General features: G+C 70.2%; 8 protein-coding genes. 1 reads left to right on the top strand and 7 read right to left on the bottom strand.

The window, feature by feature from the left end; translation table 11 throughout:
• Positions 1-4: 4 nt before the first annotated feature.
• The 7 genes from K8F61_RS07910 to rfbA form a co-directional block, all read right to left on the bottom strand.
• Positions 5-1,960 (bottom strand): glycosyltransferase, encoded by a 1,956-nt coding sequence (locus tag K8F61_RS07910; protein WP_231821268.1) that lies wholly within the window; start codon positions 1,958-1,960, stop codon positions 5-7.
• Positions 1,961-1,974: 14 nt separating this feature from the next.
• Complete coding sequence (gene glf, locus K8F61_RS07915; protein WP_231821269.1) at positions 1,975-3,111, bottom strand: UDP-galactopyranose mutase; 1,137 nt, start codon at positions 3,109-3,111, stop codon at positions 1,975-1,977.
• A gap of 115 nt (positions 3,112-3,226) precedes the next feature.
• Positions 3,227-5,311 carry an acyltransferase family protein gene (locus K8F61_RS07920; RefSeq protein WP_231821270.1) on the bottom strand — a complete coding sequence of 695 codons (2,085 nt, stop codon included), beginning with the start codon at positions 5,309-5,311 and terminating at the stop codon, positions 3,227-3,229.
• Between the two features lie 195 nt (positions 5,312-5,506).
• Positions 5,507-7,678, bottom strand: coding sequence for an acyltransferase family protein (locus tag K8F61_RS07925; protein WP_231821271.1), 2,172 nt, complete (start codon positions 7,676-7,678; stop codon positions 5,507-5,509).
• A complete protein-coding gene (gene rfbD / locus K8F61_RS07930; protein ID WP_231821272.1) occupies positions 7,675-9,087 on the bottom strand; it encodes a dTDP-4-dehydrorhamnose reductase in 1,413 nt (470 codons plus the stop codon). The genes K8F61_RS07925 and rfbD overlap by 4 nt, the downstream gene beginning before the upstream one ends.
• Before the next feature lie 112 nt (positions 9,088-9,199).
• Positions 9,200-10,198: a dTDP-glucose 4,6-dehydratase gene (gene rfbB / locus K8F61_RS07935; protein ID WP_231821273.1), complete on the bottom strand. Its 999-nt coding sequence runs from the start codon at positions 10,196-10,198 to the stop codon at positions 9,200-9,202.
• A complete protein-coding gene (gene rfbA / locus K8F61_RS07940) occupies positions 10,198-11,067 on the bottom strand; it encodes a glucose-1-phosphate thymidylyltransferase RfbA (RefSeq protein WP_231821274.1) in 870 nt (289 codons plus the stop codon). The genes rfbB and rfbA overlap by 1 nt, the downstream gene beginning before the upstream one ends.
• A 98-nt stretch (positions 11,068-11,165) precedes the next feature.
• Between rfbA and K8F61_RS07945 the strand changes: the two genes are divergently transcribed.
• On the top strand, positions 11,166-13,622 hold the full coding sequence (locus K8F61_RS07945; RefSeq protein ID WP_231821275.1) for a hypothetical protein: 2,457 nt from the start codon (positions 11,166-11,168) through the stop codon (positions 13,620-13,622).
• Position 13,623 lies beyond the last annotated feature (1 nt).

Here is a 13,623-nt window from a genome sequence, read left to right on the forward strand (position 1 = left end):
TCCGTCACCCGGCGTGCGTGCCGGATTCCTCGGCCGCGCTCGTCGCGGCGAACGTGCGCCGCCAGCTCTCCGGGGAGGTCACCTCCGGCATCTGCTGGGCGTACTGGTCGGCCAGCGCCTTCCACTGCCGCGACAGCCGCCAGTTCAGGCGGATGCTGCGCCACAGGAACTTGTGCATGGTCGCACGGTCGCGCTGGTACCAGGCCACGCCGATCCCGTCCGGGGAGGTCACGAGCGCCGAGTCGATGTCCGCGAACCGCCACCACGTGATGTCCTGCGCGGGGATGATCCGCTCCGGGTTGCGGCGGCTTCCCGACGCCTGCTTGATGAGGAGCTGACGCACGCCGACCCGGGCCGCCAGGATCAGCGCCGCGATCGGGTTCGTCGGCCGGCTGACCCGACCCAGCAGTGCACGCGACGAGCGGCGCACCGGCGGGAGCGTCAGCAGATCCTCGACCACCTTGGAGTCGATGTAGTCCCCGCGCAGCGCGCGGATCTCGGCCTGTTTCACCGGGAGCATCTCCGGGAGGCGGTGGGGTCCGCCGAACACGTCGAACAGTGCCTCGTGACGAAGCCGCACGGACGAGTACTGCAGCATGAACAGCAGCTTGATGTCTCCGAGGAGACTGTGCAGCGGCAGGTAGCCGCCGCCCTTCACGTGCGAGTGCAGCAGACCCGTGATCACCCGGTTGCGGTGGATGAAGTACTCCTCCCACGTCCGGGTGGGGTCCTTGTCGTGCCAGGCCATGTGCCAGACGGCGACCCCGGGGAGGCACACGGTCGGGTAGCCGCGCTCCCGGGCCCGCAGCGAGAACTCGATGTCGTCGAACTTGAGGAACACCGGGATCGACAGCCCGAGCTCACGCAGCAGCTGCGTGGGGATCAGGCACATCCACCAGCCGTTGAAGTCCGCGCCCAGGTAGCGGTGCAGCTCCGGGGTCTCGCGCAGCGGCTCCTCGGCGAAGTCGTGGTCGTACTCGCTCGCGCCCGAGGGACGCATCCAGCTCTTCCGCGGGTCCCACACCTCGCCCTGCGTGTACAGCACCGAGCGGTCGTCGAGGTGGAGCATCCCGCCGCCGACGATCGTGGGCGTGGTCGCGAAGTCCCCGAAGCGCACGGCGCGGACGATCGCCTCCGGCTCGGAGATCGCGTCGTCGTCCAGGAGCAGCACGTAGCGGCTGTCCTCCGAGTCCAGCGACTCCAGCATGGCACGGGAGAAGCCGCCGGATCCGCCCATGTTGGGCTGACGGATGATGGCGAGCTTCGATCCGAGCCGGTCGGCCGCCTCGGCGAAGCCGGGCTGGTCCGAGACCAGGTCGGTGCCCTGGTCCACGACCACGACGCGGTCGATGACGTCATGGACGTGCTCGTTCTGCCCCACCGCGATGATCTGGTTCAGGCAGTACGAGGGGCGGTTGAACGTCGTGATCCCGACGGTCGCCTTCCCCGGCGTCCACCCCTCCGGCGCCTCGACCTGCCATTCGGCCGACACCAGCGTCGCGTCCTCCGCGCCTGCGGCGATGTCGAACCAGTACGAGCCGCCGTCGATGAACGACGTGATCGGGAGGTCGAAGGAGACGGACTCGCCGTCGAACCGCTGCGACGCCAGCGCGGAGGCGCGGCCCCGGGCACTCGACTTGTAGACCGACAGCAGCCCCCGTCCCTCGAGGGTCGCGACCAGGCGCACCGAGCGCACCTTCGTCCAGTGCTGCCAGTAGCTGGCCGGGAAGGCGTTGAAGTAGGTGCTCAGCGAGACGCGGCGGTGCGCGAAGACCCGGATGGAGCGACGCCCGAGGATCTCGTACGCCTCGCCGGGCTGGGATCCGTCGCCGGTGCCGGTGTCGACGTAGAGCGCGGAAACCTCCGCGACGCCTTCGACCGGGAACACCGCGTGGTTGACGGTGACGAACTGCGGCGCGCCCTGCGCCTCGACGCCGGGCGCCTTCTTCTCAGAAGCCATGTCCTCGCTCTTCCTCACGCCAGTTGGTTGTTCCACATGGACAGTGCGGAGCCGATGGCCATGTGCATGTCGAGGTACTGGTAGGTGCCGAGGCGTCCGCCGAAGTACACGTCCTTCTCGCCCTTGCCGAGCTCACGGTAAGCCAGCAGCCCCTCACGATCCGCCGCGGTGTTGACCGGGTAGTACGGCTCGTCCCCGCGCTCGGCGAACCGGGAGAACTCCCGCATGATCACGGTCTTGTCCGTCGGGTACCGGTCGGCGCGCTCGGGATGGAAGTGACGGAACTCATGGATGCGCGTGTACGGCACATCCGCATCCGGATAGTTCATCACGCTCGTGCCCTGGAAGTCACCGACGTCCAGCACCTCCTGCTCGAGATCGATCGTGCGCCACCCCAGCTCGCCCTCGGCATAGTCGAAGTACCGATCCACCGGACCCGTGTACACGACCGGCACCTGCCCGACGGTCGCCTTCTTGTTCAACGGCTGCGCCTCGTCGAAGAAATCGACGTTGAGCTTCACGTCGATGTTCGGGTGGTCCGCCATCCGCTCCAGCCATGCCGTGTACCCGTCCGTGGGCAGGCCCTCCCACGTGTCGTTGAAGTAGCGGTTGTCATACGTGTACCGCACCGGCAGACGGCTGATGATCGACGCGGGAAGCTCCCTCGCATCCGTCTGCCACTGCTTGGCCGTGTAATCCCGGATGAACGCCTCGAACAACGGCCGCCCGATCAACGCGATCCCCCGCTCCTCCAGGTTCTTCGCCTCATGCGCATCGAACTCGCCCGCCTGCTCCGCGATGAGCGCGCGCGCCTCCGCCGGAGTGTACGCCGCCTGGAAGAACTGGTTGATCGTGCCCAGATTGATCGGCAACGGATACACGACACCCTTGTGGGTCGAATACACGCGATGCACATAATCCGTGAACGTCGTGAAGCGATTCACGTACTCCCACACCGTCGGGTTCGAGGTGTGGAACAGATGCGCACCATACCGGTGCACCTCGATCCCGGTCTCCGGCTCGTCCTCGCTGTACGCATTACCACCGATGTGGTGGCGGCGATCGATCACAGTGACCTTACGGCCCGCAGCAGCCGCCCGCTCGGCGATGGTGAGCCCGAAGAAACCAGACCCGACGATGAGGAGATCCATGTATGTCGCTTTCTGTCGGCCGTTCGAGGCCCGTCAACGTGCAGGTGCGCCACGCCGGGCGCACGACAGACAGAGTCTACCGGGCGCCGCTGGGCGCACCCTTGAAGCGCGCGGCTCAGCGCGGCAGGATGCCGTTGCGGTCGAGCATCCGCGCCAGGACGGGGGCGAGGGTCTCGCCATACACCCGCGACAGGTGGTTGTCGTCGATGTAGAGCGCGATGTTGCCGATCACGCCCTCGCAGACGCCGTCCGGGCATAGCCACGGCGTGTAGTCGATCGGGATGACGCGCTCGTCCAGCCGCATCATCGGGTCGTCCTCCCCCAGCGCGTCCTCGATGGGCACCGCGCAGTCCTCGCCGTCATCGGCGCCGGCGACGCACTCGTACATGTCGAAGGCGAAGCGCGGGTTGTCGCGGACCCCGAGGACGGGGATGTCGGCGTCGAGGAGGGTCGACAGCGAGGTCTCGACGCCGCGCAGCAGCCGTTCCGGCTCGGCGGCGGACGCCCGGGTGGTCACGACGTACACCGCGTCCGGCGCGAGGTCGACGGCATATGCGAGGGCGGCGCCGAGCCAGTCCTGGCACGCCGGGCCGCCCACGCCCCGGTCCTCCTCCTCGGCGCCGATCGTGCACCCGCCCTTGAGCAGCGTCACGACGCCGATGCCGCGCTCGTCGGCGACGCGCTCCAGAGGCGTGGCGAGCTGCTGCGCGTGCGAGTCGCCGATGACGAGCACGGTCCGGTCGGCGTCGAGCGCGTGCGAGCTCTGGTCGCAGGACCCGCTGAGCACGTCGTCGGCGGGCGCGAACCGGCCGCTGCACGGACCGCCGACGGCGACCCACTCGGCCGACAGCTCGGTCGCGACGGGGATGAGCGGCGCATCCGGGTCGGTGATGTCCAGCGGGGTGTCCAGCTGCCCCGCGCCCGGATACCCCTTCGCAGAAGCGGAGGCCATGATCTCGGCAGCCTTCTCCTGCTCGCGCGCCTGCCATCCCCAGGTGGTCGCCCCCACGAGGCCCACGCAGACGAGCACGACGACCGCGCTCAGCGACCACGACCGGTCCAGGATCTTCGCGCGTCGCAACGGCGACTCCACGAGGGCGGACAGGATCCGCGCGAGCACGAGCGAGATGCCGATGATCGCGGCGCCGGCGGCCAGATCCGGGTGCCCGGTACCGCTGACCACGATCCACGTGATGAGCACCGGCCAGTGGATCAGGTACAGCGCATACGCGTCGCGCCCGAGGAACAGCAGAGGCTTGGCGGACAGCAGCCGCACCGGCGAGCCGCGCACGGCGCCCTCGCCGGAGACGATGACGAACGCGGTGCAGAGCACGGGCCACAGCGCCAGGTAGCCGGGGAACCCGCCCTGGACGTCGAGAACGATGCCGCAGGCGATGATGCCGGCGAGCCCGATCCATCCCAGCGACGCGCGGAGCCAGGGCCAGAGCCGGACCGACGGCAGCACCAGGGCGACGAGGGATCCGGCGGCGAACTCCCACAGGCGGGTGCGGGTGTCGAAGTAGGCGAACTGCTGGTTCGCCTGGGTCTCGACGATCGAGAACCACAGCGAGACGGTGAACACCGCCGTGAACACCACGACGAGGGCCGGACGGATCCAGTGACGTCGCTGGAGGAACAGCAGGGTGACGAGGCCGATGAGCAACGGCCACAGGACGAACACCTGACCCTGCACCGAGAGCGACCAGAAGTGCTGCAGCGGGCTCGCGATCGCACCGTCGCGCGCGTAGTAGTCGACCTCGTTGAAGGCCAGGGACCAGTTCTCGTAGTAGAACTGGCTCGCCAGCGTCTCCTGCCACAGTCTCGGCCAGTCGGTGGCCGGGAACAGGAAGTACGCCGTCGCCAGGACGCCGATGAGCGTCACGCTGGCCGCGGGGACCAGTCGCCGGAACTTGCGCAGCCAGTACCGGCCGAGATGCAGCCGCCCTCCCCCGGCGGCCCGGCGCGCGAGCGAGGCCGTGAGGAAGAACGCCGAGATCATCAGGAAGACGTCGACGCCGCCCGACACGCGGCCGAGCCAGACGTGGTAAACGACCACGAGGAGGATCGCGAGCGCCCGCAGCCCGTCGATGTCAGCGCGGTAGCCCGCGGTCCCGTCCGCCGACAGCGTCCGCGCAGGACCGGTCCTCTTCGCCGCCGCCGAGGACGCGGGACGCTTCTCCTCCGCCAGTACCCCGGTCATCGCCGTCCCTCCTCGGACGAGGCGTCGGGGTGCGGGTCGGGATACAGCATGCGGGAGGGCGCTCCAAAGGTCGTTCGGGTTGCGGCGCGTCTCGTGCGGCGTCCACCTCGTCGTGGGGCGATGGACGAGCGCGCGACGATGTCGGGGTCGATGAGCGAGTCTACGGGGTTCCCCTGATCCCCGCTGGGAGCATCCTCAATCGGACAGCGCACGGTCGATGGCAGGGAGGAGATCCGGGGCGAGCCGCGCCGCGTACGGTCCGCTCATGTGATCCGCGTCGAAGTAGACGGGCATGCCTCCCACCGCGGCAAAGCACCGCTCGGCGTCGCAGAACCGGTCGCTCAGGTCGACCGGATGGACGCCCTCCTGTGCCGACGCGGTCGCCAGGACGAGGGGGTCCGGCGGGAGGGCCGCATCGCGGGGGACGGCGCACTGCTCCGGCGACGAGGCGCGCAGCACCACGCAGTCGGGATCGCGCACATCCGCGTTGAGCGGGATGTCGATGATCGGGAGGATCCGGATCCCGGCGTCGGTCCACCGTGTCCAGGTCCGGCGGAGCCCGTCGGCGAACACCGCGTCGTGTCCCACGCCCGCCTCGTCCGCGACGAGCTGCTGTCGCGCCGCCATCGAGGTGATGACGAGATCCGGAGACTCGCTCACGAGGGTCTCGGTGAGCTGCGCCGCCCACATCCGGCAGCGCTCGTAGTCCACCGGACCCCACTCCGTGTCGAACCCGATGAACGGGACATCGGCCGCCGGACACCCCGGGAACGTGCTGATGGTGAGCCGCCAGCCCCGCTCGCGGGCGATCGCGAACAGCGCCCCCTGCCACTGCTCTGCGTGCGAGTCTCCGACGAGCCACACGCGCGGGCCGTCGCCGAAGTCGCACTCCCTGGTCGTCTGGCGGTCGTCCATCCGCAGCCGGTCGTCGTACGCCGCGCACTCGGGCGCCAGCGCATAGTAGGCATCGGCGTCGGAGACGACCGGCTCCGCCACGGCGAGCGAGGGGTCGCAGCCGCTGCCCGGCAGCAGAGCCCCGGGTCCGGCGCAGTCCGCGGGGACACCGGCGGGAAGCGCGATCGGCTCTCCCACCGGCACGGGTGTCGCGCGTGTGGATCCGGCGAGCGCGGCCGCACCGGCCGTCGTCACCACGACGAGCATCATCGCGCCCATCCCCAGCAGTGCTCGCCGCGTCGTGCGCCACCAGGGCGAGCGCTGCGCCGGGACCTCGACGAGACGCCGCGTGACCCCCGCGAGCACGAGGGCGACACCGAGCACGCCGAGCTCGACGGGGAGCGTGAGGGGATGACGCAGCAGGAACGGGATCAGGATGATCAGCGGCCAGTGCCACAGGTACAGCGAATAGGAGACGTCGCCGAGCCACTGCACCGGACGGCTGTGCGTCACGCGCGACAGCACCGGCAGGGCGGGACGCCCGGCACCGGCGACCAGCACCAGCACCGTGCCGAGGACCGGCAGCAGCGCCGCCGCCGACGGGAAAGGGGTCCGGGAGTCGAACAGCACGGCCGAGACCGCGATGGCGGCCGCGCCCACGACCGCGACCGCCGCGGCCACGGAGGTGCCGAAGCGGGCGAACACGGCGCCGGGGACCAGGGCGACGAGAGCGCCCGCCGCGAACTCCCACATCCGGGTGAACGTGACGAAGTACGCCGGGGCCGGCGCGGCCGCGGTGAACAGGACGCTGAGGGTGAGGGAGACCGCCGCCACGCCCCCGGCCACGCTCGCGAGCAGCCAGCCGGTGGATGCGGCGTCGACGGTCCAGACGGGGTTCTGCGACCGCGTCGTCACCGGGCCGTTGGCCCGGCGTCGGCGCGCGAGCAGCAGGAACGCCGCCAGCAGCAGCACCGGCCAGACCAGGTAGAACTGCTCTTCCACCGACAGCGACCAGTAGTGCTGGACCGCGCTCGCGGCGCCGTTGTGCGCCGAGTAGTCGACCGAGAGCCCCGCGAGCGTCCAGTTCTCCACGTACACCGCGCTGGCGATCGTCTGGAGGGCGTTGTCGGTCCACCGCGTCGGAGGGAGCAGGACCCACACCCCGACGATCGTCACGAACAGCACCAGGAGCGCCGCGGGGAGGAGCCGACGGATCCGTCGGGCGTAGAACGCGCCCAGGCGTACCCGTCCGTCCCGGCGGAGTTCCGCGACGAGGTGCCCGGTGATGAGGAACCCGGAGATCACGAAGAACACGTCGACACCGACGTACCCGCCGGTGAGGACGGACGGCCAGAGATGATTCGCCACCACCAGCGCGATCGCGACGGCGCGCAGCGCCTGGATGTCCGGCCGGAATCCCCGAGCCCGCCGCGACGCTGCGACGGCGGTCCGCGTCGCCGCGGGCGCGGTCACGTGCGGAGGTACTCCCGGAGCTGGGCACGGAAGTCGCGGGGCACGAAGCCCGTCGCCTCGATCGCGCCGAGGTCGAGCACGCTGTTGCGAGGACGCGGGGCGACGGGACCGGCGGCGGAGGCGAAGTACTCCTCGGTGCTCACCCCCGTCACCCGATCGGGGTCGGCTCCGACGAGCGCGAAGACCTCACGCGCGACGTCCGCCCACGTCGCCGGCTCGCCGGATCCGCTGAGGTTGTAGACCCCGTACGCGGGGCGTTGCGCCAGCAGGTGCAGGATCGCGCGGGCGATCTCGTCCGCGAAGGTCAGCCGGCCCCGCTGATCGTCGACGACGGACGGATCGATGCCGCGCTCGGCGAGCGACGCCATGGTCCGAACGAAGTTCTTCCCGTCGCCGATCACCCAGGACGTGCGCACGACGTAGTGGCGCGGGACCGTCGCGACGACGGCGTCGCCGGCGGCCTTGGTCTGGCCGTAGACGCCGAGGGGGCAGACGGCATCCGCCTCCCGATACGGCTCCGCGGAGGTCCCGTCGAAGACGTAGTCGCTGGACACGTGGACGAGGGTGAGGCCGTTCTCGGCGGCGACGCGCGCCAGGGCGGCGACGCCGGTCACGTTGGCCGCCCACGCCTGAGCGCGCCCTTCAGCGGTCTCCGCCGCATCCACGGCGGTGTACGCGGCGGCGTTGATGATCACGCCGTAGTCGCGCCAGCGACGCGAGGCGACGAAAGCCGGATCGCCGAGATCCAGCGTCTCCCGGGTCGCGTACTCGACGTGCGCGGCATCGCCCAGCGCCTGGCGCAGCGCCCGCCCGAGCTGCCCGTTCGCCCCGACCACCAGCGTCTTGCGCGGCGGGATGGGGGCGACCTCGGCGAGCCGCGGGTGGGCCTTGTCCTTCTCCGAGATCTCGACGTCGGCCAGAGGGATGGGCCAGTCGATCGCGACGGTCTCGTCGGCGAGATTGAGGAACGAGTAGCTCGCATCCGGCGACCAGTGGTCGTTCACGAGGTACGTGTACGCGGTGTCCGGTTCCAGGGTCTGATACGAGTTGCCCACGCCCCGGGGCACGAAGATCGCCTTCGACGGGTCGAGCTCCGCGGTGAAGACCGTGCCGAAGCTCGGTCCCTCTCGCAGGTCCACCCAGGCTCCGAAGATCCGCCCGGTCGCCACCGAGACCCACTTGTCCCACGGCTCCGCGTGGATGCCGCGGGTGGTGCCCACCGCGTCGTTGAACGAGATGTTGTTCTGCACCGGACCGAAGTCCGCCAGCCCCAGCGCGGTCATCTTCTCGCGCTGCCAGTTCTCCTTGAACCACCCGCGCGCATCGCCGTGCACGGGCAGGTCGAGGACGATCATCCCCGGGATCGGGGTCTCCTGCACGGAGAGCTGCTTGCCGAACTCGACCGCCATCAGAGCTCCGCCTTCCGGTCGTCGAGCGGGCGCAGCGACACGAAACGCGCCACGGCCGTCACTGTCTCACTCCCCGGTCGTCGAGCGAGCCCAGCGAGACGAAACGCAGCCATCACTGTCCCTTCGAGGCGTAGAACGCCTCCGTCGCGTCCTTCGCCGGCGCCCACCAGGCCTCGTTGTCGCGGTACCACTGGATCGTGGCCGCCAGGCCCGCCTCGAAATCGGCGTACTGGGGCGTCCACCCGAGCTCCGTGCGGAGCTTGGTCGAGTCGATGGCGTACCGCAGGTCGTGGCCGGCGCGGTCGGTCACGTGGTCGTAGGCGTCGCGCGGCTGGCCCATCTCCTGGAGGATCAGCTCGACGACCTCCTTGTTGTTGCGCTCCCCGTCGGCGCCGATGAGATAGGTCTCCCCCACCCGGCCCTTGTCGAGGATCGTCAGCACGGCGGAGGAGTGGTCGTCGGCGTGGATCCAGTCGCGCACGTTCTCCCCGGCGCCATAGAGCTTGGGGCGGATGCCGCGGATCACGTTGGTGATCTGGCGCGGGATGAACTTCTCGACGTGCTGGAACGGACCGTAGTTGTTCGAGCAGTTCGAGATGGTGGCCCGCACGCCGAAGGAACGCACCCACGCGCGCACCAGCAGGTCGCTGCCCGCCTTGGTGGACGAGTACGGGGACGACGGGTTGTACGGCGTCTGCTCGGTGAAGCGCTCCGGGTCGTCGAGCTCCAGGTCGCCGTACACCTCGTCCGTCGAGATGTGGTGGAAGCGACGGTCGTGGGCGCGCGCGGCCTCCAGCAGCGTGTACGTCCCGACGATGTTCGTGTCCAGGAACGGCCGCGGGCTGTGCAGGGAGTTGTCGTTGTGGGACTCGGCGGCGTAGTGCACGACCGCGTCGACCTCGCCGAAGAGACGGTCGACGAGCGCGGCGTCGGCGATGTCGCCCTCGACGAAGCGCACCCGGTCCTCGGGAAGCCCCGCCAGCGAGGCGCGGTTGCCCGCGTAGGTCAGCTTGTCCAGCACCGTGACGGTGTGATCGGTATGCCCGATCACGTGGTGCACGAAGTTGGAGCCGATGAAGCCGGCACCGCCGGTGACGAGGAGGTGAGACATCAGCGGCCCCTTTCCAGGACTTCGATCAGGTAGTTGCCGTAGCCGGACTTCACGAGCTTCTCCGCCCGCTCGCGCAGCTCCGCGTCGGAGAGGAAGCCCTGGCGCCACGCGACCTCCTCGGGCACGCCGATCCGGAGCCCGGTGCGCCGCTCCATCGTGCGGACGTAGTCGGCGGCGTCGGTCATCTGGTCGAAGGTCCCGGTGTCCAGCCAGGCCGTGCCCCGCGGCAGCACCTCGACCTGGAGGGATCCCCGGCGCAGGTACTCGCGGTTCACGTCGGTGATCTCGTACTCGCCGCGCGCGCTCGGCGCGAGGCCGCGGGCGATCTCGACGACGTCGTTGTCGTAGAAGTACAGCCCGGGGACGGCGTAGTTGCTCTTCGGCTGCGCCGGCTTCTCCTCCAGCGAGACCGCCGTGCCCTCCGCGTCGAACTCCACCACGCCGTACGCGCTCGGCTCGGCCACCCAGTAGGCGAACACGGCGCCGCCGTCGACGTCGGAGTACCGCTTCAGCTGGGTGCCGAGCCCCGGGCCGTACAGCAGGTTGTCGCCGAGGACCAGGGCCACCTTGTCGTCGCCGATGAAGTCGGCGCCGATGGTGAACGCCTGGGCGAGGCCGTCGGGCGAGGGCTGCTGGGCGAACGTGATCGAGATGCCGAACTGCGATCCGTCGCCGAGGAGCCGCTCGAAGTGCTCCGCGTCGTGCGGAGTGGTGATGATCAGGATGTCCTTGATCCCCGCGAGCATGAGCGTCGACAGCGGGTAGTAGACCATCGGCTTGTCGTAGACCGGGATGAGCTGCTTGGAGACGCCGAGGGTGATCGGGTGCAGCCGGGTCCCGGAACCGCCGGCGAGGATGATGCCTTTCACCCGACTATCGTGGCACACGGCGCCCGAAAGACCGCCCCGTGCATGCCCTCTGCGCGCGGGATACCGGCACGGCGGCGGTGAGCAGGGATGATGGAGCGGTGCGCCCCCACAAGACCTCCCCCCGCCGCTGGGTCGGCATCGTCGCCGCCGTCGCGGTCGCCGCAGCGCTTCTCAGCGCGTCGCCGGCCACCGCCGCCGTGCCCGCCGCCCTCACCGCCGACACCGCCGCCGCGACCGCGCTCCCCCAGGACGTCCCCGCCGCCGTGCGCCCCGCCGCCGACCTGTCCCAGTTCCGCGCCGGGAACATCATCTCGGACCGGGTGTTCACGGACGCCGGGACGATGACCGCCGGCCAGATCCAGTCGTTCTTCGAGGGCAAGGTCTCGAGCTGCCGGTCGGGCTACACCTGCCTGAAGGACTTCCGCATCTCCAGCGTGAACCGCCCGGCCGACAGCTACTGCCGCGGCTACAGCGGCGCCTCGAACGAGCTGGCCTCGACCATCATCGCGCGCGTCGCCCAGTCCTGCGGCATAAACCCCCAGGTCCTCGTCGTGATGCTCCAGAAGGAGCAGGGCCTGGTCACGCACACGTGGCCGAGCCAGTGGCGCTACGACGCCGCCCTCGGCCAGGGCTGTCCCGACGACGCCCCGTGCGACCCGTCGTTCGTCGGGTTCTTCCACCAGATCTACGGCGCCGCCCGACAGATGAAGATCTACCTCGAGGGCGAGTGGTTCACCTGGTTCGCTCCGGGCAACACCTGGAACATCCTCTACAACCCCGACCGCGGCTGCGGGTCCTCCCCCGTCTACATCGAGAACGCCGCCACCTCCGCGCTCTACTACTACACGCCCTACCAGCCCAACGCGGCGGCCCTGCGCGCCGGCTACGGCGAGGGCGACGCCTGCTCCGCGTACGGCAACCGCAACTTCTACAACTACTTCACCGACTGGTTCGGCAGCACCCAGGGAGGGACCGTCCCCCCGCGAGGGCTCGTCCGCGTGCCGGGGCAGGACGCGATCTACCTCATCAACAACGGCGTCAAGAGCCACGTGCAGACCGCGGAGGACTACGCCGCGTTCCGCTCGCGACTGGGCGACGCCGTCTCCGTCTCCGCCTCGTCGCTGAACGCGGTCCCGGCCGGACCGGCCGTGCGCCGCTACGTCCACGACCCACGCTCGGGCACGCTGTTCCTCCTCGAGGCGGACGGCACCCGGCATCGCTTCGCCACCCCGGCCCAGATCGAGCTGTTCGGCTATTCGTTCCCGAGCTACGTGAACCTCGAGGCCGCGATCATGGACAAATTCACGAAGGGCGCCGACGTCGGGTCCTTCATCCGGTCCGGATCGGCGCCGGAGATCTACCAGACGCAGGGCGGCAAGAAGCGCTACGTGTCGAGCATCGAGGCATGGCGGGAGATCTCGAAGAACACCCCGGGCTACGTCGCGTCGATGGACCCCTCGGCGTTCGGCCGGGTCACCGCCGGCGCGCCGGTGTTCGCGCGCCACAGCCTCGCCCGCGTGGCGGGGAAGCCGGAGGTGTACCTCACCCTGCCGACCGGCGCCCTCGTCTGGGTTCCGAACCTCCCGCTGGCCGCGGAGCTCGGCGCCACCAGGATGGTGATGGTCTCCGATCTGGCCGTGCGCAGCGCGCCACGCCGCTCCGGCGCGCTCTCGCCGGTCGTGGCGTGCGGGACGCCGCGGTACCTCGCCGCGTCGGGCCGGCTCAACCCGCTCAGCGGCACCGACACGGGCGGGTTCACCGTGACGGCCCTCACCGCGGCCGACTGCGGCTGGATGCCGAAATCCGCGACCAGCTACACGGGCCGACTGTTCGTGCAGCCGAAGGGAACCGGCGACGTGTTCCTCCTCCAGCGGGCGCGCCTGCGACACGTGCAGGACTACGCCACGCTGATGAGGCTCAACGGCAATCGTCCCCTTCGCCTCGCCGCGTGGAGCCCGGGCACGGCCGACTGGGTCGGGCGCGCCGGCCCCGTGCTGCCCGACGGCGCCTTCGTCCAGTTCTCCGGCCGGGGCGAGGTCTACCGTCATCGCACCGGCAGCGTCCTCCAGCACGTGCGCGACTATGCGACTCTGCTGCGTCTGGGCGGCGGCGTGATCCCGCCGATCCAGACCCTCCCCGGGGCCTACCGCGGAAGCTACACCTTCGGCTCCCCGATCCTCCGCGACGGAGACATCGTGCGGATCGCAGACGGCGCCGAGGTCTACGTCTTCGAGTCGGATGCCCTCCACCACATCCTCACGGAGGAGGACCTGCTCCGCCGCGGCGACGGAGAGACACCGGAGATCATCGAGATCCCGTCCGAAGAAGCCGACGACTACCCGATCGGCGACCCCGCTGCGCCGGTCGAGCCCGCGCCGGTCGAGCCCACGCCGGTCGAGCCCGCGCCGGAGCCCGCTCCGAGCCCGGAGCCGACGCCCGAGCCCACTGTCGTGCCGTCGCCGGAGCCGACGGTGGAGCCGACGCCCGCTCCCAGCGCGTCGCCCTCGCCGGACGTCGAGCCCACGCCCGGGTCCTCCGACGCCCCTGCCGAGTGAC

It is taken from the genome of Microbacterium resistens (genome assembly GCF_021172025.1).
In the GTDB taxonomy this organism is placed as follows: Bacteria; Actinomycetota; Actinomycetes; order Actinomycetales; family Microbacteriaceae; genus Microbacterium; species Microbacterium resistens.